The sequence below is a fragment of the Leifsonia sp. AG29 genome (genome assembly GCF_009765225.1).
In the GTDB taxonomy this organism is placed as follows: domain Bacteria; phylum Actinomycetota; class Actinomycetes; order Actinomycetales; family Microbacteriaceae; genus Leifsonia.
In genome coordinates this window covers 2,788,845-2,808,836 of record NZ_VMSF01000001.1, presented here as the reverse complement: position 1 = coordinate 2,808,836, position 19,992 = coordinate 2,788,845, and the positions used below count along the sequence as shown (strand labels likewise).

The 19,992-nt window shown below is 69.9% G+C and carries 22 protein-coding genes; 11 read left to right on the top strand and 11 right to left on the bottom strand.

Going from position 1 to position 19,992, the window contains the following annotated elements; all coding sequences use genetic code 11:
* Positions 1 to 311: 311 nt before the first annotated feature.
* Positions 312 to 1,004 (top strand): hypothetical protein, encoded by a 693-nt coding sequence (locus FPT20_RS13635; protein ID WP_158866131.1) that lies wholly within the window; start codon positions 312 to 314, stop codon positions 1,002 to 1,004.
* A 283-nt stretch (positions 1,005 to 1,287) separates the two neighbouring features.
* Here the strand turns inward: FPT20_RS13635 and mgrA are convergent, their stop codons facing one another.
* The 6 genes from mgrA to FPT20_RS13610 form a co-directional block, all read right to left on the bottom strand.
* Positions 1,288 to 2,325: an L-glyceraldehyde 3-phosphate reductase gene (gene mgrA / locus FPT20_RS13630; protein ID WP_158866129.1), complete on the bottom strand. Its 1,038-nt coding sequence runs from the start codon at positions 2,323 to 2,325 to the stop codon at positions 1,288 to 1,290.
* Between the two features lie 165 nt (positions 2,326 to 2,490).
* Positions 2,491 to 2,649 (bottom strand): hypothetical protein, encoded by a 159-nt coding sequence (locus FPT20_RS17870; RefSeq protein WP_199245796.1) that lies wholly within the window; start codon positions 2,647 to 2,649, stop codon positions 2,491 to 2,493.
* 93 nt (positions 2,650 to 2,742) lie between these two features.
* Positions 2,743 to 2,988: a hypothetical protein gene (locus tag FPT20_RS13625; RefSeq protein ID WP_158866127.1), complete on the bottom strand. Its 246-nt coding sequence runs from the start codon at positions 2,986 to 2,988 to the stop codon at positions 2,743 to 2,745.
* Between the two features lie 90 nt (positions 2,989 to 3,078).
* The gene (locus FPT20_RS13620) at positions 3,079 to 4,731 is read right to left on the bottom strand and encodes an MFS transporter (protein ID WP_158866125.1); all 1,653 of its coding nucleotides are present in this window, start codon (positions 4,729 to 4,731) and stop codon (positions 3,079 to 3,081) included.
* A gap of 106 nt (positions 4,732 to 4,837) precedes the next feature.
* Complete coding sequence (locus tag FPT20_RS13615; RefSeq protein WP_158866123.1) at positions 4,838 to 5,527, bottom strand: response regulator; 690 nt, start codon at positions 5,525 to 5,527, stop codon at positions 4,838 to 4,840.
* Complete coding sequence (locus FPT20_RS13610) at positions 5,524 to 7,128, bottom strand: sensor histidine kinase (protein ID WP_158866121.1); 1,605 nt, start codon at positions 7,126 to 7,128, stop codon at positions 5,524 to 5,526. The genes FPT20_RS13615 and FPT20_RS13610 overlap by 4 nt, the downstream gene beginning before the upstream one ends.
* Before the next feature lie 162 nt (positions 7,129 to 7,290).
* On the opposite strand from FPT20_RS13610, the gene FPT20_RS13605 reads away from it, so the two are divergent.
* From FPT20_RS13605 to FPT20_RS13570, 8 genes are all read left to right on the top strand, one after another.
* Positions 7,291 to 8,145, top strand: a complete 855-nt coding sequence (locus FPT20_RS13605) for an ABC transporter ATP-binding protein (RefSeq protein WP_158866119.1) — start codon at positions 7,291 to 7,293, stop codon at positions 8,143 to 8,145.
* Between the two features lie 5 nt (positions 8,146 to 8,150).
* Positions 8,151 to 9,062, top strand: a complete 912-nt coding sequence (locus tag FPT20_RS13600) for an ABC transporter permease (RefSeq protein ID WP_233265657.1) — start codon at positions 8,151 to 8,153, stop codon at positions 9,060 to 9,062.
* Between the two features lie 68 nt (positions 9,063 to 9,130).
* Entirely contained in the window at positions 9,131 to 10,225 is a 1,095-nt protein-coding gene (locus tag FPT20_RS13595; RefSeq protein ID WP_158866117.1) for an ABC transporter substrate-binding protein, read from the top strand.
* A gap of 112 nt (positions 10,226 to 10,337) precedes the next feature.
* The gene (locus FPT20_RS13590) at positions 10,338 to 11,003 is read left to right on the top strand and encodes a DedA family protein (protein WP_158866115.1); all 666 of its coding nucleotides are present in this window, start codon (positions 10,338 to 10,340) and stop codon (positions 11,001 to 11,003) included.
* Between the two features lie 184 nt (positions 11,004 to 11,187).
* On the top strand, positions 11,188 to 11,538 hold the full coding sequence (locus FPT20_RS17865) for a hypothetical protein (protein WP_199245792.1): 351 nt from the start codon (positions 11,188 to 11,190) through the stop codon (positions 11,536 to 11,538).
* A gap of 33 nt (positions 11,539 to 11,571) precedes the next feature.
* On the top strand, positions 11,572 to 12,144 hold the full coding sequence (locus FPT20_RS13580) for a ferric reductase-like transmembrane domain-containing protein (protein ID WP_158866113.1): 573 nt from the start codon (positions 11,572 to 11,574) through the stop codon (positions 12,142 to 12,144).
* A complete protein-coding gene (locus tag FPT20_RS13575; RefSeq protein WP_158866111.1) occupies positions 12,141 to 13,388 on the top strand; it encodes an NADH-ubiquinone oxidoreductase-F iron-sulfur binding region domain-containing protein in 1,248 nt (415 codons plus the stop codon). The genes FPT20_RS13580 and FPT20_RS13575 overlap by 4 nt, the downstream gene beginning before the upstream one ends.
* Entirely contained in the window at positions 13,385 to 13,618 is a 234-nt protein-coding gene (locus FPT20_RS13570) for a ferredoxin (RefSeq protein WP_158866109.1), read from the top strand. Before FPT20_RS13575 ends, FPT20_RS13570 begins: the two co-directional genes overlap by 4 nt.
* Positions 13,619 to 13,640: 22 nt before the next feature.
* Here the strand turns inward: FPT20_RS13570 and FPT20_RS13565 are convergent, their stop codons facing one another.
* Both FPT20_RS13565 and FPT20_RS13560 read right to left on the bottom strand, forming a co-directional pair.
* Positions 13,641 to 14,609, bottom strand: coding sequence for a magnesium transporter CorA family protein (locus tag FPT20_RS13565; protein WP_158866107.1), 969 nt, complete (start codon positions 14,607 to 14,609; stop codon positions 13,641 to 13,643).
* 27 nt (positions 14,610 to 14,636) lie between these two features.
* Entirely contained in the window at positions 14,637 to 15,599 is a 963-nt protein-coding gene (locus FPT20_RS13560; protein ID WP_158866104.1) for a DMT family transporter, read from the bottom strand.
* A 69-nt stretch (positions 15,600 to 15,668) separates the two neighbouring features.
* Between FPT20_RS13560 and FPT20_RS13555 the strand changes: the two genes are divergently transcribed.
* Positions 15,669 to 16,223, top strand: coding sequence for a CGNR zinc finger domain-containing protein (locus FPT20_RS13555; protein ID WP_199245790.1), 555 nt, complete (start codon positions 15,669 to 15,671; stop codon positions 16,221 to 16,223).
* 43 nt (positions 16,224 to 16,266) lie between these two features.
* Here the strand turns inward: FPT20_RS13555 and FPT20_RS13550 are convergent, their stop codons facing one another.
* Together FPT20_RS13550 and FPT20_RS13545 are read right to left on the bottom strand one after the other, a co-directional pair.
* Positions 16,267 to 17,124 carry an MIP/aquaporin family protein gene (locus FPT20_RS13550; RefSeq protein ID WP_158866102.1) on the bottom strand — a complete coding sequence of 286 codons (858 nt, stop codon included), beginning with the start codon at positions 17,122 to 17,124 and terminating at the stop codon, positions 16,267 to 16,269.
* A 161-nt stretch (positions 17,125 to 17,285) separates the two neighbouring features.
* Complete coding sequence (locus FPT20_RS13545) at positions 17,286 to 18,032, bottom strand: DUF4190 domain-containing protein (RefSeq protein WP_158866100.1); 747 nt, start codon at positions 18,030 to 18,032, stop codon at positions 17,286 to 17,288.
* Positions 18,033 to 18,132: 100 nt separating this feature from the next.
* On the opposite strand from FPT20_RS13545, the gene FPT20_RS13540 reads away from it, so the two are divergent.
* Complete coding sequence (locus FPT20_RS13540; RefSeq protein ID WP_233265528.1) at positions 18,133 to 19,158, top strand: PrsW family glutamic-type intramembrane protease; 1,026 nt, start codon at positions 18,133 to 18,135, stop codon at positions 19,156 to 19,158.
* A 14-nt stretch (positions 19,159 to 19,172) separates the two neighbouring features.
* On the opposite strand, the gene FPT20_RS13535 is transcribed toward FPT20_RS13540, so the two are convergent.
* Positions 19,173 to 19,844, bottom strand: a complete 672-nt coding sequence (locus FPT20_RS13535; protein ID WP_158866098.1) for a TetR/AcrR family transcriptional regulator — start codon at positions 19,842 to 19,844, stop codon at positions 19,173 to 19,175.
* Between the last annotated feature and the right edge of the window lie 148 nt (positions 19,845 to 19,992).

Here is a 19,992-nt window from a genome sequence, read left to right as displayed (position 1 = left end):
CCGCGCCGCCCTCGAGCGTTGAACGGTCACTAATGGCCCCCTCGCGGCCCGATTTCCGACCGGAGAGGGCCAGAAGCGACCGTTCAACCCTTCAACCGCGGCCCGACCTGTGGATAACAGTCGCCGGCCACGTCCATCGGGGCCGGCCAGGCGGAAGCCGGAACGATTAGGGCGACCACCGTCGAGTGCCGACGCTCTAGTTCTCTGGCGGGTTCCGCCGTAGATTGAGATCTAACATTGACATATTGGAGGTCAGTATGAATTTGCGATTTAGAGCGGGCGTAGCGGCGACAGTCGCCCTTGCAGCATCAATGCTTCTCGCTCTGACGACATCGATTCCGGCCACGGCACAGGAAGATGGACTTGCATTGCCCCTCATTCCTCCGTCCGCGCAAGCAACGACGGCGAGCCTCGTCCAGATGGATGAGGAAGTGCGCGACTGGCGCCGATTGGCCCAACCCGCCACCGAAGCGCTTCTAGGTTGGGTGGCGGAAGCCGGCGTCAAGCCGAGCGCTGGCCTTTCTCTTGACACGGGAGGCGCGGTCGCCTGGCGTGTCAGCGAAGACGTGCGCCTCCTCCGGCTCCCGGTAGCCCTCGGTCAGGGTGTCCTCTCTCAGAGTTCGCTCACCGTGATGTTCGCCAATGACGATACAGTTGTCGGCTCCAGCGAGTGGGTCTTCACGCCTCATTCCGCGAACTCTGGCCGAGTTCAGTCTTGGTTGAACGGATCGCTAGTGATCGATCAGACAGTCTCGGCTCCAGATTCTGATGCGCCGCGGATAACTTCAATGGCCTACAAGAAGGGCGATTGGTGGGGCAACTTCAATCAGTGCCTCTCGAATGCTGGTGTTGCGGCCTGGGTGATCACCGGGATCTCTATTGCCTGTGCGGCGGTGTGTGTTGTCACGGCGGGCATTGGCTGTATCGCGTGCCTTGGCGCGGCGTCGGCGGGATTCAGCGGCACCGTCTCGTATTGCATTACGACCGCGAACCTTTACTCGTGAGGACCGAATCGTGACTCAGTCCCCTTCACATCGGCGCTCGCCGCGGCGCCGCATCGGCCGGCGTCTCCTCGTCGCCTTTCCGCTCCTCGCAGGCGCGAGCGCGATGGCGAGTCAGCTTGCCCCGGCCCGGTTCGCCAGCGCGGCGTGGATCACGTGCGGGGCCTTCCTTCTGGGGAGCGTCGTCGCGTGGTTCCGAGTGCGGCGCCGGGAGGAATGACCAGCGCGGTGGGCTCCGCGGGACATCGGAGCCCACCGCAGCGGCGCCCGGCCTGGCGCCGCCGCCCTACAGCTCCCCGCGGCGGGCGCCCGCCCACAGGTCGACGCCGGCGTCGACGGCGTGCTCGTCGATCGCCGCGAGCTCTTCCGGGCTGAACTCGAGGTTGTCGAGTGCGGCGACGTTCTGCTCGAGCTGCTCGACCCGGCTGGCGCCGATGACGAGGGAGGTGACCCTCCTGTCGCGCAGAGCCCAGGCGAGCGCGAACTGGGCCAGCGACTGGCCGCGCGCCTGTGCGATGTCGTTCAGGGCACGGAGGCGGCGGATGGCGTCGTCGGTGAGCCAGTCCTTGTCGAGGGAGCTGTCCTTGCTGGCGCGCGATCCCTCCGGGATGCCGTTCAGGTACTTGTCGGTCAGCATGCCCTGGGCGAGCGCGGTGAAGCCGATCACTCCGACGCCGAGCTCCTCGACCGTGTCGAGGAGGCCCTCCGTCTCGATCCAGCGGTTGAGCATCGAGTACGACGGCTGGTGGATGAGGAGGGGCGTGCCCAGGTCGGCGAGGATCTCGGCCGCGCGGCGGGTCTCCTCCGGCCCGTACGAGGAGATTCCGACGTACAGCGCCCTCCCCGAGCGGACGGCCGTGTCGAGGGCCTGCATGGTCTCCTCGAGGGGTGTGGAGGGGTCGGGCCGGTGGGAGTAGAAGATGTCGACGTAGTCCAGGCCGAGCCGTTTCAGCGACTGGTCCAGGCTCGCGAGGACGTACTTGCGGCTGCCGCCTCCCTGACCGTACGGGCCGGGCCACATGTCCCAGCCGGCCTTGCTCGACACGATGATCTCGTCGCGGTACGGCCGGAGGTCGTCGGCCAGGATGCGCCCGAAGTTGATCTCGGCCGAGCCGTAGGGCGGACCGTAGTTGTTGGCGAGGTCGAAGTGCGTGATGCCGAGGTCGAACGCTCGGCGGACGATGGCTCGCTGCGTCTCGAACGGGCGGTCGTCGCCGAAGTTGTGCCAGAGCCCGAGCGACAGCGCGGGAAGGTCGAGGCCGCTGCGGCCGGTGCGGCGGTAGGTCATCGAGTCATAGCGGGAGGGGTCTGCGACGTAGGCCATGCCTCCACCTTCGCCCTGTCACCCGCTGTTGTCCAACGACTCCGGGCGATCGGATTCAGCGGTCCGGCTGCTCGATCGGCGCTCACCGCACGACGGCCGCTGAACGCACAACCGCGGCCGCGCCCCCGGAAGGGACGTAGCCGCGGTCGTGTCTCGGTCAGCGGATCAGGTGCGGCTCGCACCGCGGCGCATCCAGCCGACGATGGCGGTGATGATGAAGAAGACGATCCCCAGGATCGCCAGCCAGATGAGGCCCTTGATGGCGAACCCCAGGATGGCCAGCACGGCCCAGATCACGAGCAGGATGACGATGAGTGCAATCATGCAGCCATCTGACCCCCGGTGCCGCCCGCGGTCAAGCGCTCACGCGGGGCTTGAAAACGTGCGACGTTCGTGGTGAGAACTCTCGGGGACCTCTCAGGAGGCCTTCACCCGGGAGGGTCGCGTGAGCGAGAGCCGGACGACCGCGAACACGGCGAGGGCGGCCGCGGCGACGGCGACGGCGAGGTCGAACCACTCGTGACGGCTCAGCTGGGAGGTCGGCATGCCCTTCGCCGTCGCCAGCCCGTGATCGACGCCCGGCGCCCAGAAGAGTCCGCAGGAGACGAGGGCGACAGCCGTCGCGAAGCCGAGCACGCACCACCAGGCACCGCGATTGGGCATCCGCTCTCCTCGTCACTCCGCGTGCCGGCCGGCCATGGCCTTCCCGCACGAGGTGAGACCCGACAACAGCCGGGACCCGCCCACGCCATCCTACCGGCCGGTCGTCCGGGGCACTTTCTGGCGGCGACGCGACGGCGGAGTATCTTCCGACGCGGCAGGCGTCTTGGTGCGGCCCAGCACCTCCCTCGGCAGGTTGCGCGAGAAGAACAGGGAGGCGCACGAGATGATCGCCAGGGCGGCCAGCGAGAGCTGGATCGAGTCCAGCTGCGCCTGCTCGTACAGGGAGGCGAGCGTCTTCGAGTCCTCCTCGTTGAGGCCCGCCTTCTGGGCGATCTCGGGGACGTCGGAGACGGCCACGGGCGTGATCCCTCCCTCGGTCTGGGAGGCGACCGACGATTTCACGCTCTCGGACAGCGAGCTGGAGGCGACGGCCGTCGCGAACCCGCTGGAGAGGCTGGCGATCAGCACCGAGCCGATCAGGGCGGTGCCGAGCGAGGAGCCGAGGTTCTGGAACACGCCCTGGATGCCGCCGGCCTCGCTGAGCTTGGACTCCCCGACGGCGGACATCGTCACGTTGCCGAGCTGGGAGGCCATCAGCCCGAGGGCCGCGCCCGAGAAGAACATCCCGACAGCGAAGAGCGCGCTCTTGAGCTCGGGATCGACGGAGCCGACGAGGAGGAGCGAGGAGGCGACGAGGACGAGCTGGCCGATCCGCACGATCACCCGCGCCGACAGCCACCTCGTGAGCACCGTCCCCGCGATCGAGAACAGCACGAGCGACACCGACAGCGGGAAGATCTTGAGCCCCGTCTCGAGAGCGTTGAGGCCGAGGGTGAGCTGGAGGTAGATCGGGATGATGAAGAACAGGCCGGCCGTCACCGTGTACTGGACGCCCAGGCTCCCCACCCCGGCCCGGAGCCGGCTGAGGTGGAGCAGGCTCACATCGAGGAGGGGAGGGCGTCCGGAGGCGACGAGCCGGCGCTGGCGGTCGAAGAACAGCCAGAGCAGCAGCACTCCCAGAGCGATGAGGAAGGGCACGGGCGACAGCCCGAGGATGGTGAACGGCGCACCGCCGGACGGGAGGATCCAGCCCCAGGTCTTCGCCTGCAGCAGCGCGAAGACCACGAGCACGAGCCCGGCCGCCGAGAGCAGCACGGACAGCGCGTCGATGCGGATCGGGGTGCGGCCGCCATGGTCGCCCACGAGGAAGCTGAAGATGAGGACGATCGCCATGACGACCACCTCGCCGGCGAAGACGTACCGCCAGCTCGCGTAGGTCGTCAGGAACCCGCCGATGAGGGGCCCGACGGCGACCGCGACCCCCGAGGCCGCGCCGATCACGGCGAACGCGGTCACGCGCGCCCGCCCCTCGTAGTTGTCGGCGATGAGCGCGGCGATGGCCGGGATCACGAGGACCGCGCCCAGCCCCTCCACGACCGACCAGCCGATGAACAGGATCACGATGTTCGGGCTGATCGCCGTGGTCCCGGAGCCGATGGCGTAGACGATCGCGCCGATCACGAGCGCGCGTTTGCGCCCCCACACGTCGCCGAGCTTCGCGCCCAGCAGCATGAATGCCGCCATCGTCAGCGTGTAGAACGTGATCGTCGTCTGCATGGCGGCGATCGTCGTGTGGAGGTCGTCGACGACGGTCGAGATCGACACGTTCATCACCGTGCTGTCGAGCACCATCACGAACTGCGCCGCCCCCAGGACGGTCACAGCACCCCACCGATTCGCCATGCCGCACCTCCCGTGTCGTCGCACCGCAAGCGGATGCTAGCGCCGGGTTGTGCGCGCGGGGCAGGGGGCAATCGGGAGGGACGATCGCGGAGGGAGCCGCCCGGGCTCAGCGGCGCCTCACGGCGTACCGGTGCTCGGGCCGCCCGGTCGAGCCGTACCGCAGCTCGAGGCGCAGCACCTCGCTCTGCTCCAGCTGCGTCAGCGCGCGCTGCGCCGTCGTCCGGCTCACCCCGATCGTCGTGGCGACCTCGCTCGCGGAGACGCTCGCGGCGCTCGCCGCCACGGCGTCGAAGACGGCCTGCAGGGTCGGGGCGAGTCTCCTCAGCGTGTCGGGAGGCGCCGACGAACCGGGCCGGAGCAGCTCGAAGAACCGGTCGATGTCCTGCTGAGTCGCCTCGGCGGGGAACCCGGCGAGCCCCTCCTGAGCCTCCCGGTAGGCCGTGAGCCGCTGCGCGAGCTCCGAGAACCCGAACGGCTTGACCAGGTAGTGGAGGGCCCCGAGCTGGACAGCCCGCCGCACCGTCGCGACGTCGTTCGCCGCCGAGATGACGATGACGGCGGGAGGCGCCGGCTCGGCCAGCAGGGAGCGGACCACGTCGAGGCCGTCCTCGTCGGGGAGGTACACGTCCATGAGCACGAGGTCCGGGTGGAGGGACGCCGCCAGCCGGAGCGCCTCGGCCCCGGTGTGCGCCTTCCCGGCGACCGTGAAGCCCGGCGTCGCCTCCACGAAACCCTCGTGCACGCTCGCGACCCGGAAGTCGTCGTCGACCACGAGCACCGACAGCTCGTCGCTCATCGCACCGCCTCCGCCGCCGTGGGCACCCGGGGGAGCACGACCTCGAACGTGGCGCCGTGGTCGCAGGAGACCGAGATCGTCCCGCCCAGCTTCGTGACGGTGCGGTGCACGAGCGACAGCCCGAGGCCGCTGTGGCGCTCGAGCGAGCCGTGCTTCGTGGTGTAGCCGTTCTCGAAGATCCGGGGGAGGTCGCCGTTCGGCACCCCCGGGCCGTTGTCGCTCACCCGGACGGTGATGGCGTCCGAGGATTCGATCACGCTCACCGTGACGCGCCTCGCACCGGGCGTGGTGGCGAGGGCGTCGAACGCGTTGTCGATGAGGTTGCCGAGCACCGTTGTGAGCGCCTGGACCCGGCCCGGCGCCTCCCCGAGATCGGTGTCGGGCGAGATCACGAGCTCGATGCCGCGCTCGTTCGCCTCGGCGGCCTTGCCGAGCAGCAGCCCGACGATCATCGGCGCGCCGATGTGGGTGCGGAGGGTCGAGTCGAGGTCGGCGGTCGTGCCCCGGATCTCGTCGAGGTACTGCTTCGCCTCCTCGATGCGGCCGAGCTCCAGTAGGCCGGACACCGCGTGCATCCGGTTGGCGAACTCGTGCTGCTGCGCCCGGATCGACTCGGTGAAGCTGCGCTCGCCGTCGAGCTCGCGGGTCAGGCCCGTCACCTCGGTGCGGTCTTGGAGGGTCACCACGGCGCCGTGCGGGCGCCCGGCGAGCGTGACGGGCATCCGGTTGACCACGAGGACGTCGTCGTCGGTGACGACGATGGCGTCCTTGACGGCCGTCGTGCCGCTGAGGGCGTCGCGCACGGGCGTCGCGACGAGGACGTCCTCGAGGTAGCGCCCGCGGGCGCCCTCCGGCAGGCGCAGGAGGCGCTGCGCCTCGTCGTTCACCACCGTGATGCGGCCGGCCGGGTCGATGGCGATGACCCCCTCCCGGATCCCGTGGAGGGTCGCCTCGCGCTCCTGCAGCAGGCGCGCGATCTCGTCGAGTTCGAGCCCGAAGGTGCGCCGCTTCAGAAGGCTGGCGAGACCGAAGGAGGCGAGCGTGCCGATGGCGAGGACCAGCGCGAACCACACGGCGTAGGAAGGGAGTTGCGCGAGCAGTTCGCGGGAGACCGAGCTCTCGCGGATGCCCACCGAGACCTCACCGACGATGGTGGTCGAGGCGGGTGCGAACAGGGGGACGCGCGCGGCGGCCGTGACACCCGTGGAGCCGGAGTTGATGCCCAGGTGCACCCGGCCGTCCTGAGCGACGAGCGGCTCCGACACCTGCTTGCCGATCAGAGCGGGATTCGGGTGCGAGTGCCGGATCCGGTTCCTGTCGATGGTGACGACGTAGGCCGCGCCGGTCCGATTCGCCGTCTGCGACGCGAGGTTCTGCACGGTGGCGGCGCAGTCCGGGCCGCCGGTGCTGATGCAGGTCTGGATCGCCGGGATGCCCGCGAACGTCTGCGCGATGGCCGCGGCGCGAGCCTGGTAGTCGGCGTCGAGGTTGCTGCGCGCGGTCTGCGCGAACAGGGCGAAACCGATCGCCATGGAGGCAGTGAGGATCACGAGCTGAGCCAGCAGTATCTGGCTCGAGAGTCGCTTGATCCGTCGTCGCATCACAGCGATTGTCCCATCCGGGGCCGGGAAAGGCGCCCGCGCAGAACGCCCAAAACCTTCCGCAACGCACAGAACCGGGCGAATAGGGCAGAAGCGAGACACGGCAGGTGCGGCTCGGCGAGCATCAACCTCCACAGGCACGAAGACAGAGAGGTCTTGCAGATGAGTGCACAAAGACACGGCGGTGCCGCCGGAGCCCAGAGCTCCGACGGATCGGCCCGCATCGACATCGTCGGCTTGACGAAACGCTTCCTCACCCCGCGCGGCGACACGTTCACGGCGATCCAGGATGTGACCGTCACGGTCGAGCCGGGCCAGTTCTGCGCGATCGTCGGCCCGACGGGCTGCGGCAAGTCCACCACGCTGGCGCAGGTGTCCGGGCTCGAGCGCCCGAGCGCCGGCTCGGTCAGCGTCGGCGGACGGATCGTCGACGGGGTGACGTCGGGCGTGAGCTACATGTTCCAGGCCGACTCGCTCTTCCCCTGGAAGACGGTGCTCGCCAACGTGATGATCGGGCCGATCCTGCTCGGCACCCCGAAGAAGGAGGCGACGGCCCTGGCCCGCGACTGGCTGCGCCGCGTCGGCCTGGCCGGGTTCGAGGACCGCTACCCGCACCAGCTCTCGGGCGGCATGCGGAAGCGCGTGGCCATGGCCGCGGCCCTGATCAACAACCCGCGCATCCTCCTCATGGACGAGCCGTTCGGCGCGCTCGACGTTCAGACGAAGGCGATCATGCAGACCGAGCTGCTGCAGCTGTGGGAGGAGCTGCGCCCCTCCGTGCTGTTCATCACCCACGACCTCGACGAGGCCGTCGCGCTGTCGGACCGCGTCGTCATCATGACGAGCAGCCCGGGCACCGTGAAGGACGTCTTCGACGTCGACCTGCCCCGCCCGCGCGGCGACGTGCAGGAGATCCGCCACGAGGAGCGCTTCCTCGAGATCCAGGGGCGCATCTGGGAGTCGCTGCGCGACGAAGTGACCCGCGCCTACGAGCAGACGGCAGGAGCGGCGGCGTGACCACCATGGCGATGACAGAGAACACCGACAAGACAGAGAACACCCTCGGCCAGACGACGGCGCCCGCGGCGAGCACAGCCGAGCGGCAGCTCGATCTCCAGGCGGCGGGCAGACGGGCCCACAGCCGCCGGACCGCCTGGGTGTGGACCGGCCGGATCGTGCTCGCCATCATCGTCATCGGCGGCTGGCAGTGGTTCACGGCCGCCGGGTGGGTCGACAAGTTCTTCTACGGCCAGCCCTCCGGGATCTGGGACAGCCTGGTGCACCTGTTCACGCAGGGCACCGCGTTCGGCACGATCTGGGAGAACCTCTGGATCACGGTCCAGGAGGCGTTCCTCGGCTTCCTGCTCGGAACGGTCACCGGCGTCGTCTTCGGCATCGTGCTCGGCTCGAACCGTTACCTGGCGAACGTCTTCGGCCCCTACATCAAGATCGTCAACTCGATCCCCCGCATCGTGCTCGGCTCGATCTTCATCGTGGCGTTCGGTCTCGGCGTCTTCCCGAAGGTGCTGCTGGCCGCCGTGCTCGTGTTCTTCGTCGTCTTCTTCAACGCCTTCCAGGGCGTGAGGGAGGTCGACCAGAACCTGGTGGCCAACGTCCGGGTCCTCGGCGCCTCGCCGTTCCAGGTGGCGCGCCACGTGACCATCCCGTCGGCCATGACGTGGATCATCGCGAGCCTCCACACGGCCTTCGGGTTCGCGATCATCGGCGCGCTCGTGGCCGAGGTGCTCGGCGCCCAGCACGGCGTCGGCCTCATCATCAGCCAGGCCCAGGGCAACTTCGACCCGAACACGGTCTTCGCCTGCATGGTCATCGTGGCCGTCGTCACCCTGGCGGCCGAGTACCTCATCACCCTGCTGGAGAAGTCCCTCCTCAAGTGGCGGCCGCCGAGCCGCTCCGAGGCCCAGGCGATCTGACCCACCCCACCTGTCCTGCAACGAAGCAGACCGCCGGCCCGTCCGGCACGACGAAAGGAAACACCCCCATGAACAAGCGCAGCATCGGTGCCCTCGCGGCAGCGGGACTCGTGGCCCTGAGCCTCGCGGCCTGCAGCGGCGGTGGAGGCGGCACCGCAGCCGCCGGAGGCAGCAGCTCCGGCCCGATGCCCACCGTCAAGATGATGGTCGGCGGCATCGACAAGCAGATCTACCTCCCGTACCAGCTGGCTCAGCAGCTCGGTTACTACAAGAAGTACGGCGTCACCATGGAGCTCTCGACCGAGCAGAACGGCGGCGTCGGAGCCGAGGACGCGATGGCGTCCGGGCAGGTCGACCTCGCGGGCGCCTGGTACGTGCACACCGTCGACTTCCAGTCCAAGGGCAAGGACGTCATCAACCTGGTGCAGCTCTCGGGCGCGCCCGGCGAGCGCGTGATGTGCAACCCGAAGGCCGGGGTGAGCTCGGGCGCCGACTTCAAGGGCAAGAACATGGGGGTCACCGACCTCGGCTCGGGCACCGACGAGCTCACCCAGTTCATCGCGGCGAAGGCGGGTGTCGACAAGAAGCAGTACAACACCGTGGCCGTCCACGCGGGCTCGACCGCCATCGCGGCGATCCAGCGCGGCACCGCTGACTGCGTGATGACGACGCAGCCGACCGTCGGGGCGCTCACCACGCAGAAGCTCGCCACCTCGGCGATCGACCTGGCCAGCACGAAGGGCGCGACCAAGGCCCTCGGCGGAGCATGGCCGGCTGCCGGCCTCCTCGCCCGCGCCGACTGGGTCAAGAAGAACCCGGAAACCGCGCAGAAGGTCGTCGACGCCCTCGTCGCGACGATGCACTGGATCAACACGCACTCCGCCGCCGACATCGCGAACAAGCTGCCGCAGGACTTCGTGCAGAACAGCACGATCAGCAAGCAGCAGTACATCGACGGGCTGACCACTGACAAGGGCCAGTTCCTGCCGGATGGCATCATGCCCGCCGGCGGCCCGAAGACCATCTTCGAGATGGAGAAGACGATCGGCGTCGACACCTCCAAGGTGAAGATCTCCGACACGTTCACCAACAAGTACGCCGAGGCCGCGAACAAGCTCGAGGGCTTCAAGACCACGACGACGCCGGCCGGCGCGGACGGCTGACCCCGCCGCCGCTCCGCTGAGCACCCCGCCGGCCCGCCAGACGACCTCTGGCGGGCCGGCGTGCCGCCGCCGCTCCATCCCCCGACTCGGGCTGCCAGGGAGGAGGCGTACGGTGACGCGAGTGATCGCGCATCTCGGGTTCCTCGACCCGCAAGGACTCATTCAGGCAGCCGGCCCGTGGGCGCTGCTCGCCGTCTGTGCTGCCGTGTTCGTCGAGACGGGGCTGCTGGTCGGCTTCTTCCTGCCGGGCGACACCCTCTTGTTCTTCACGGGTGTCCTCGCCCTGACGGGCGCGTTCCCGCAGCCGCTGTGGCTGATCATCGTCGCCGTCGTCATCGCCGCGGCGCTGGGGGATCAGGTGGGCTACGTGATCGGGCGCCGCGCCGGTCCCGCCGTGTTCGAACGCAAGGAGGCGGGCCTCTTCAGCCGCGCGAGCGTCGCGCGCACGCAGGGCTTCTTCGACCGCTTCGGCGGCGCAGCGGTCATGATCGCCCGGTTCATCGCCGTGATCCGCACGCTCGCGCCGGTCGCGGCGGGCGTCGGGAAGATGCGCTGGCTGCACTTCACCGTCTACAACATCGTCGGCGCCGCGATCTGGGCCACCGCGGTCGTGCTGATCGGTTACGGACTCGGCCAGGTCCCCGGGGTGGCGCAGTTCGTCTCGTCGTACCTCGACCTCGTGCTGATCGGGATCGTCGTCATCTCGGTCGTGCCCCTCCTCATCCGGCTCGTGGCGATGCGCCGGCGGTCCCGCGCCGAGTCGCGCGCCGAGAACTGAGGAGGCAAAGTCCCGCAGGCGCTCGCAGCGGCGATCGCGTGTCCGCATTCTGTACGCGCGTAGAGGGATTCCTCGGGGAATGCTTGGGGATCATCAGGCGATACCCACGTCGTGTAAGAATCCGGCAAGAATTCGCGGGAAGTGTGAAAGGCAGACAGGGAACGACTGATCGATCGGAGGCGGGATGACGACCTGGATGCGCGGCAAGCGGGTAGTGGGATGGACGACTGGCCTCGTCGGCGTGGTCAGCGTGGCGGGCGCCGGGCTCGCGTCGGGGGTTCTCTTCGCGAGCACGCCTACGAAGCACGCGGCCGCCCCGGCATCCGTGGCGCCCACCGCCCCGGCGACGGTCAACCCGTCCCCCGCGCCGACGTCGGCCGCGCCGAGCCCCAGCGAGTCACCGTCCTCGGCGGCTCCGGCTCCGGCGCCCGCTGTGCCGGCGCCCGCGCCGGCAGCCCCGGCGCCCGCCCCGGCTCCCGCTCCCGTCCAGCCCAGCCAGGGAGGCTCGGTCAGCGGGCAGAGCTCCGGCTCCTGACGCGCACGACGACGAGGAGAGGGAGGGACCGCGATGGATGAGGTGCTCTGGGCGTTCGGCCGGGCTTCCGGCCTGATCGCGCTGCTGCTGTTCACGGTGACGCTCGTGCTCGGCATCGTCACGCGGTCGGGCCGCCCCCTGCCGGGGATGCCGCGGTTCTCGGTCTCGCTCCTCCACCGGAACGTGTCGCTGCTGGCGGTGGTCTTCCTCGTCCTGCATATCGGGACCCTGATGTTCGACTCGTACGCCAAGCTGTCCCTCCTCGATGTGGTCGTGCCCTTCGCCGGCTCGTTCAAGCCGTTCTGGCAGGGTCTCGGCACGGTGGCCTTCGACCTCATCGTGGCGATCGTCATCACCGCGCTGCTGCGGCGCCGGATCGGCCAGCGCGCCTTCCGCTTCGTCCACTGGTTCACCTATGCGATGTGGCCGATCGCGGTCCTCCACGCGATCGGCAACGGCACCAACGGCACGAGCCGATGGTTCCTCCTGCTCACGGCGGCGTCCGGTGTCCTGGTCGTAGCGGCCGTGGCGTGGAGGCTGTCGTCCGGCTATCTCGAGCACTCCCGCACGCGGCGCTCCGCCGCAGGATTCAAGGACGGCGCATGACGATCACCATGAACCCTTCCGCACGAGGCACGACCGGGCCGGCGGCGACGGAGCGCAGGCTCCTGTCGGCCGGCGCCGACGCCGATTTCGAGTCGCACGTCCGCACCTTCGGGGCGCTCCCGAAGCGCAATCCGGGCGCCATGCTGACCGAACTCCAGAAGTCGGGGCTGACCGGCCGCGGCGGCGCCGGGTTCCCGATCGCGACGAAGCTCTCCGCGGCGGTCGACTCCGGGACGCGTCGCGGGCGGTCGCGTGCTCCGATCGTCATCGCGAACGGATCGGAGGGGGAGCCCCTCAGCGGAAAGGACGCGGTCCTGCTGCGGAATGCGCCGCACCTCGTCATCGACGGACTGCTCACCGCCGCCCGCACCATCGGCGCGCGGAACGTGCTGCTGGTCGCGGACCGCGCCTCCCTGCCGTTCGTCCAGCGGGCCATCGATGAGCGCACCGATGCCAACCCGATCGAGCTGGTGGAGGCGGGGGACGGCTTCGTCGCGGGCGAGGCCAGTGCGATCGTGAACACCATCGAGAACGCCGACCCCCGGCCGAGGGATCACACCAAGCGACTGACCGAGTCGGGGCTGAAGGGGCGTCCCACGGTCGTGCAGAACGTCGAGACCCTCGCCCACCTCGCCCTCGTCGCCCGCTACGGCGCGGCCTGGTTCCGCGAGGTCGGCGACCCGGAGGATCCGGGCACCCGCCTCGTGTCGGTGAGCGGCGACGTGCCCCAGGAGGGCGTCTACGAGGTGCGCACCGACGCGGTCCTCGAGGATGTGCTCCGCGTCGTCGGACTCGACCTCTCCACGGCCGCGGCGGTGCTCGTCGGCGGGTACCACGGCGCGTGGGTGCCGGCGCGGTCGTTCGGCACCGCGCTGACCAAGCGCGCGCTGGATCCGTTCGGTGCGCAGCCCGGTGCGGGCATCCTCCACGTCCTCGGTTCGCACCGCTGCGGGCTCGCCGCGACGGCGGAGATCGTCGACTACCTCGCGGGCCAGTCCGCCCGCCAGTGCGGACCGTGCATGTTCGGCCTCCCGACGATGGCGGCGCGTCTCGCCTCCATCGCTACGGGGTCCGAGGTGAAGGCGAACTCCGCCGAGCTCAAGCGCGTGTCGGACCTCGTCGTGGGTCGCGGCGCGTGCCACCACCCGGACGGCACGGTCAGGCTGGTGCGGAGCGCGGTCCAGGTGTTCGGCGCGGACATGCGGGCCCACGCCTCCGGGCGCTGCACGCGGAGCGCCCGGTGAAGGCCGCTCCGTCCCTCCTGCACATCGACTGGACACGGTGCGAGGGCCGCGGCCTGTGCGCCGAGATCCTCGACCACGCCATCCGGCGCGACGACTGGGGCTACCCGGTGGCGGTGCGCGGCGACGAGGCGTTGCGCTCCGACGTCCCGCTCCGGTCGGACGAGCTCGACGCTGCAGAGGATGCCGTCGCGCTCTGCCCTGTCGCGGCTTTGCGCCTTCTCCGCCGCTGAACGGCTTCGCCGCGTCTGCCGGCTAGAGCCAGTCGTTGCGCCGGAAGGCGGCGTAGAGCGCGACCGAGATGCCGACGATCAGGGCGCTCGAGGTCCAGAAGCCCCAGACCGTCGAGAACCCCGGATACGGCACGTTCTGCCCGTAGAAACCGGTGATCGCCGTCGGCACCGCGATGATCGCGGCCCAGCTGGTGACCTTCTTCATGACGAGGTTCATGCGATTGCCCTGCAGCCCGACGTTCGTGTCGAGAATGCTCGTGACCAGGTCGCGGAGGGACTCGGTCCACTCGGTGGCGCGGAGGACGTGGTCGTAGACGTCCTGGAAGTAGGGCGTCATCGTGGGGTCGATCGCCTCGAGGTCGCGGCGCATCAAGGTGTTGACGACCTCCCGCATCGGGAGGACCGCCCGGCGCAGGAGGACGAGCGACTTCCGCAGCTCGTACGACCTGCGTTGGATGTCCAGGCCGCGGGGCCCGGAGTCGAAGAGGTCGTCCTCGAGGGTGTCGATCGCCGTGTCGAGCTGCTGCACCGCCTCGAAGTGGCCGTCGACCACGGTGTCGAGAAGGCCCCAGAGGAGGAAGGAGACGCCGCGCGACATCAGGTCCGGCTGCTTGTCCCAGTGGGCCTCGACGGCGCCGATGTCGAACTCCTCGCCGTGCACCGTGACGAGCGCGCGCGGCGTGATGAACGCCTTGACCTCGCGGGTCGAGAGCTCCCCGGTCGCCTCGTCGAGCGAGACGCCGTACGCGGAGAGGAAGAGGTGCGAGTCGTACTTGTCGAGCTTCGGGCGCTGATGCTCGTGCACGGCGTCCTCGACGGCCAGGGGGTGGAGGCTGAGCTCCTCCTCGAGCGCGGCGAGGTCCGCCAGGGTCGGGTCGAGGAAGTCGACCCAGATCGTGGCCTCATCGTCCTCGATGTAGTCGGAGACGTCGGCGAGGGGGTAGTCCGAGAGGACGAGCTCGCCGCCGCGGTAGAGACGCGTGCGGATCATCCGGCCATGCTATTCGGAGGCGATGCGTCACACCTTCGCGCGCGCCGGAGCCACGGGATCGGCGTCCTCGAGCGCCTCGGCCTCCGGGCGTTCGGCTCTCACCAGGGCGATGCCGCCGACGATGAGCACCCCGCCGAGGAGCTGGAGCGGGCCAAGCCGTTCGCCGAGCAGCAGCCAGGCGTAGACGGTCGCAGCCACCACCTCCAGGAGCCCGGTGAACGAGGCGAGCCGGGATCCGAGCAGCTCGGTCGCCGTGATGCTCGCCGCGTACGCGATCGCCGTCGCGAAGACGCCCACGATGGCCAGAGGCACCCACCAGGACACCGACTGCCCGAACAGGGGAACGTCCGAGAAGCTGACCGTGACCGGAAGCAGGCCGGTCGCGGCTACGGCCGCCAGCGCCAGGGCACCGACCAGCAGGCCGCCGGAAGCGAGTGCGACGGGAGGCAGGCCGTCGCTCGGCCGCGCCGCGATGACGTAGAACGCCGCGCACCCCGTCATGGCGAGAACGGCCAGAAGGAGCCCGAGCGGATCGAGGGCGACTCCGCTTCCGGGCGCCACGACCATTACCAGCCCGACCATCGCGACAACCGAGCCCACGAGGACGACCGCGCGAGGAACCCGGCGTGTGCGTGCCCAGACGAGCCCGACCAGGAGCACCGGTGCGAGGTACTCGACGAGGATCCCCGTGCTGACCGGGATGCGCTGGATGGCGCCGAAGTACAGCACCTGGGTGCCGGCGACGCCGACGAGAGCCATCCCCAGCAGCCGCCAGCGCCCCCTCCAGACGGCCGCCCACCGGCCACGCAGCGACAGCAGCGCGACGGGGAGCAGGACGAGGCCGCCGATGAGGGCGCGGGCGGTGACCGCGGCGACGGGCGACCAGCCGCTCTCCAGGAGCGGCTTGATGAACGCACCCGACATGCCGAACGTCGCGGCGGCGAGCACAGCGATGAGGAGGCCGAGCGTCGCCGGGTGCCGGTGGGTCATGGGGTCACCTGTCAGGGTCGAGCGGGATGATGGTCCTGACGCTACCGCCGCTCGGAGTAAGGAGTCAACTTGCATTTTGCCCCTGACACGGTGGATGCTCTGGAGTTCGCCGTGGTGCTGTGCAACACGGCGCCGGGCGCCTCGCGGAGCGGGGAGGACGAGCTCGCGACCCCGGAGCAGCTCCTGGCGCTGCTCACCGAGAACCGCTACTCCGGACGGGTCGACGGCGATGAGCGGGAGCTGCGCGACGTCATCGAGACGCGGGGGCGCCTCCACAAGGCCTGGACGCTCGATCGGGACGCCGCCGCCCTCGAGGTCAACGCGATGCTCGCGGAGGCGCGGGCGCTCCCGTACCTCATGCGGCATGACGGCTTCGACTGGCACCTGCACGCGACCGCGCAGGACGCCCCGCTCGCCGAGCGCATCCGGGTCGAGATCGCGCTCGCCCTCGTCGACGTCATCCGCTCCGGCGAGACCGGGCGCCTCCGGGTGTGCGCCGCGGACGACTGCGACGGGCTCCTGCTCGACCTCTCCCGCAACGGCTCCAAGCGCTTCTGCAGCGTGCGCTGCGGGAACCGCGTCAACATGATCGCCTTCCGCGCCCGCAAGGAGCAGGAGGCGTAACCCGGCGTCCCTGTCCGACGCGCGGGTCTCGCCCGGCACGTCCTCAGGATTTGTCCGGCCGCGCCACCTGGGTGTCGATCGCGCCCTGCGCCGCCTCCGATCCGGAGCGGCCCCCTCCGCGACCGCGCAGCGCATAAGCCGTGATGACCGCGAGGATCGCCCCTGCCAGCGGCCCGAGGATATAGATCCAGTAGCCGCGGAAGTCGGCCGAGATCAGGTCGGGCCCGAAGGTCCGGGCGGGATTCATCGACGCGCCCGAGACGGGAGAGCCCCAGAGCCCCGCCAGCGCGATGTAGCCGCCGACGCCGAACGCTCCGACGGTGCCGATGTTCTGAGCCCCGGAGGCGGTGCCCAGGATGACGGAGACCAGGCCGAAGGTGAGCACCAGCTCCATCACCAGCGACGCCCACTCCGGCAGGGCGGACGTGGGGTAGTTCGAGCCGTTCGAGGCGGAGACGCCCAGGACCACGCGGAGGAGCCCGGCGGCCAGAGTCGCGCCGAGCAGCTGCGCGACGATGTAGCCGGGGACCCGGATCCAGGGGAAGTCGCCGCGGAGTGCGAACGCCACGGACACCGCGGGGTTCAGGTGGGCGCCGGAGACCTTCCCCATGAAGAGGATCACCGCGAGCACGGTGAGGGCGGGCGCCGTCACGGCCGCGGCGCGGGACACCGAGCCCGGGAAGAGCGCGCCCATCATCCCGCCGCCCGCAGCGGCGAGGACGAGGAGGAAGGTCCCGAAGACCTCGGAGAACAGCCGGCGCCACTCGAGCTCGGGGTCGTGGAAGCGGGCGACCGCGGTGGCGGCGGTCTCGGGCTCGTGGTTGACGCGCCCCGCTACGATGTCGGCGAGGTCGACGCGGGGCGCCCCTTCGTGGCGCGCCCGTGTGGATGGTTCGGTCATGAGAGGCTCCTCCCGATCAGCCGCCGCAGGGGCGACTGGGATCCTCTTCGTGCTGCCCCGCGGGCCGTCGTGCGTTCCGCCGGCGGCGGCTACATGGTGCTCTCGAACAAGCCTCTCTGGCTATATCCGAACGCTCGCAGGGGAGGGTTCGAGCCTCGACCTCAGCGCACGTCGTCGGTGAGCGTCTGGAGGTCGTCCTTCAGCTGGGCGAGGTCGGTCTTGATCTGCGACGCATCGCGACTGCCGGCGCTCGCGTACTGGTAATCCGCGAGGTCGCCGCTGAAGTAGTCGAGGTCTTCGGAGACCGTCTGCGCATCGCTCTGCAGAGAGTAATCCCGGATGTTCGTCTCGCTCGTCTTGAACGCCTCCGACGCGGCACTCAGCTCGTCCCGCGCCGATCCGGGCGATCCCACCATCGAGGAGCCGATCGAGTCGAGCGAGGACCCCAGCGCGGTGGTCATGCTCGAGACCGTCGCGGTGTCGTCGCTCGAGACGGGGGCGCTCCGCGGGACGACTGCGCCCGAGGAGCCGCTGGCAGCCCCGATCGCCGCAACGAGGATGACGAAGACCGCGACGAGGAGGCCCAGCGTCACAGAGACGTAGCCGATGATGAGCCCGGCGAGCGCGAGCCCGCGGCCGCCCTCACCGGTCCTCCGGATCTGGCTGAGCGCCAGGTGCCCGCAGATGATTCCGACCAGACTGACGAAGAACGAACCGATGAACCCGATCAGAGCGAGCGTATTGGTGCGGGGCGGGGCCGGGTAGGGGTAAGGGGGAGGAGGATACGCCTGCGCCGGCTGACCGGGCGCGGGGTAGGCGGGCGCCGCGTATTGCGCCGGCTGCGGCGGAGGCCAGGATCCCTCCGGATGGACCGGCGGCTCGGGCGGGGGCGGCGGAAGAGTCGACATCGTTCGTGATTATGGCGCATCGCGGGCCAATGCCGGGTCCGCGCTCTGTGGCGCGTTCTGGGGTGAGTCGCTGAAAGCCGGGAGTTCCTATGCTGACGAGGTGACCTACGCCCCGCCCCTGACGCCGCCGAGCGGCTGGTACCCCGATCCGCAGGACGCGCGGTTCGTCCGCTGGTGGAGCGGCGTGCAGTGGACCGCCTACACCTACCCGGTCGTCCCGGTGCAGCCCGTGCGGCCGCCCCGTCCGGCGCGTCGCTGGCTCGGCCGGTTCGGGGCCTGGATCATCGTGGCGGGCAGCGCCGGCATCTGGGTCTGGCTCTTCGCCACCGGCTTCCTCCTGTCCGCGATCGCGCCTCCTGCCATGCACGACAAGGTTGCGGTGCTCTCGCCGTTCCTGCTGCTGACCGGAGCGGCCACCACCGCACTCGCTCTCCTCTACACCATGTCGTACAAGCTGCGAGTCGATGACGGGCTCTCGGCGCCGCGCATGCTGCTCATCGGTGCCCTCGGCGGACTGGCCGCGACGCTCATCGCCGGTCCGGTGAACTCGCTCATCGACGTGCTGGGAGGAGGGACCGCCACGCACCCGAGCGAGCTCGCGCTCCTCCTGGCCGGGGTGGTGGAGGAGACGGTCAAGATCGCGGCGGTCGTGCTCCTCTCGCTCCGGCTTCCCGTGAAGGACGCGCGCGTCGGCCTCTTCGTCGGCGGGGCGGTGGGGCTCGGCTTCAGCGTCGTCGAGAACCTCGGCTACCTCCTCGAGGCTTATGCGCGGGGAGAGGCCGCCAAGGGCAACGGGTTGGGCTCCTTCATCCAGGTGACGGTCATGCGCGAGATCACCGGGCCGTTCCTCCACCCCGTCTTCACCGCGGTCCTCGCCGCGGCGGTGTTCGCAGGGGCGCGCGCCGGCCGATTCCGGCTGACGGTCGGCGCCGTGCTGGCGTTCCTCGGGGTGGTGGTCGCGCACGGCGGTTACGACGGGTTCGTCGGTCTCATGGACACGGTGTCGTGGCCGGCGGCGGTGCGCGGCCTCCTCGTCATCGCCTTCACGCTGCTCTTCATGGCGGCGAGCGGGGCGGTGTGGCTCCTGGTCGCCCGGCGGATCCGGCGGACCGTCAGACCGACGTGAGCGGTCGGTGAGGTTCAGGAGGCGGTTGATCCGCCACTCGCCGATCGGGCGTCGGGAAGGTACGAAGACAGTCCCGGGCCCGGGTGCAGAACGCCGTTCACGATCGCCTGGATGGCGAATTCGCTCGCCTCAGCGAGGTCGACCGCCGTGGGGTCGAGCAGCCACTGGAGTTGCAGGCCGTCCATGACGGCCAGGATCGACGCCGATGCCTTCTCGATCGCAGCAGTGTCCGTCACGTCCTCCTGGGCGCAGAGCTCCCGAAAGGCGGCGTCGACCTCGCCGCGGAGCACGCGGTACCGGTCCTCGAAGAAGCTCTTCGCCGGGTGGTCGTCCGTGACGGACTCCGCGGAGAGCACGGTGTAGACCTGCACGATCCCGGGGCGCAGGGCGTTGCGCTGCGCGGTGGCGACCAGGTGCGCGAACAGGGCCGGGCCGTCAGGGATGCGGCGTCTGGCGAGGTGCGCGACGTCGTCGCGGTCGCGGAACTCGAGCATCTCGAGCAGCAGGTTCTGCTTCGATCCGAAGTGGTGGAGGACGCCTGCATGGGTCATGCCCACCTGCTCGGCGACGTCGGCGAGCGTCCCGTTCACGGAGCCCTTCGTCCCGAACGTCTCGATCGCTGCCTGCAGGATCTCCTTGCGCTTGCGCTCCGTCTCGGGGCGCGGGTGGGTGGTGCCGCTGCTCATGGGCTCTTCCGTGGTGCTTCTCACTCGGGCTGGTTGCGTGCGAGCTTACCAGCCAGTAACCTCACACCAGCTCGTCACTTTCTGACGGGTAAGCAAGGCACCGCAATTCCGCAGCACCACCCAGGGCACGCCGCATGTGTCCGCCACG

Bases quoted from the DNA above. Each gene is read 5' to 3' on its own strand.
- FPT20_RS13635 (WP_158866131.1), top strand. From the start codon at position 312: ATGCTTCTCGCTCTGACGACATCGATTCCGGCCACGGCACAGGAAGAT.
- mgrA (WP_158866129.1), bottom strand. From the start codon at position 2,325: ATGGCCTACGTCGCAGACCCCTCCCGCTATGACTCGATGACCTACCGC.
- FPT20_RS17870 (WP_199245796.1), bottom strand. From the start codon at position 2,649: ATGATTGCACTCATCGTCATCCTGCTCGTGATCTGGGCCGTGCTGGCC.
- FPT20_RS13625 (WP_158866127.1), bottom strand. From the start codon at position 2,988: ATGCCCAATCGCGGTGCCTGGTGGTGCGTGCTCGGCTTCGCGACGGCT.
- FPT20_RS13620 (WP_158866125.1), bottom strand. From the start codon at position 4,731: ATGGCGAATCGGTGGGGTGCTGTGACCGTCCTGGGGGCGGCGCAGTTC.
- FPT20_RS13615 (WP_158866123.1), bottom strand. From the start codon at position 5,527: ATGAGCGACGAGCTGTCGGTGCTCGTGGTCGACGACGACTTCCGGGTC.
- FPT20_RS13610 (WP_158866121.1), bottom strand. From the start codon at position 7,128: ATGCGACGACGGATCAAGCGACTCTCGAGCCAGATACTGCTGGCTCAG.
- FPT20_RS13605 (WP_158866119.1), top strand. From the start codon at position 7,291: ATGAGTGCACAAAGACACGGCGGTGCCGCCGGAGCCCAGAGCTCCGAC.
- FPT20_RS13600 (WP_233265657.1), top strand. From the start codon at position 8,151: ATGGCGATGACAGAGAACACCGACAAGACAGAGAACACCCTCGGCCAG.
- FPT20_RS13595 (WP_158866117.1), top strand. From the start codon at position 9,131: ATGAACAAGCGCAGCATCGGTGCCCTCGCGGCAGCGGGACTCGTGGCC.
- FPT20_RS17865 (WP_199245792.1), top strand. From the start codon at position 11,188: ATGACGACCTGGATGCGCGGCAAGCGGGTAGTGGGATGGACGACTGGC.
- FPT20_RS13580 (WP_158866113.1), top strand. From the start codon at position 11,572: ATGGATGAGGTGCTCTGGGCGTTCGGCCGGGCTTCCGGCCTGATCGCG.
- FPT20_RS13575 (WP_158866111.1), top strand. From the start codon at position 12,141: ATGACGATCACCATGAACCCTTCCGCACGAGGCACGACCGGGCCGGCG.
- FPT20_RS13565 (WP_158866107.1), bottom strand. From the start codon at position 14,609: ATGATCCGCACGCGTCTCTACCGCGGCGGCGAGCTCGTCCTCTCGGAC.
- FPT20_RS13560 (WP_158866104.1), bottom strand. From the start codon at position 15,599: ATGACCCACCGGCACCCGGCGACGCTCGGCCTCCTCATCGCTGTGCTC.
- FPT20_RS13550 (WP_158866102.1), bottom strand. From the start codon at position 17,124: ATGACCGAACCATCCACACGGGCGCGCCACGAAGGGGCGCCCCGCGTC.
- FPT20_RS13545 (WP_158866100.1), bottom strand. From the start codon at position 18,032: ATGTCGACTCTTCCGCCGCCCCCGCCCGAGCCGCCGGTCCATCCGGAG.
- FPT20_RS13535 (WP_158866098.1), bottom strand. From the start codon at position 19,844: ATGAGCAGCGGCACCACCCACCCGCGCCCCGAGACGGAGCGCAAGCGC.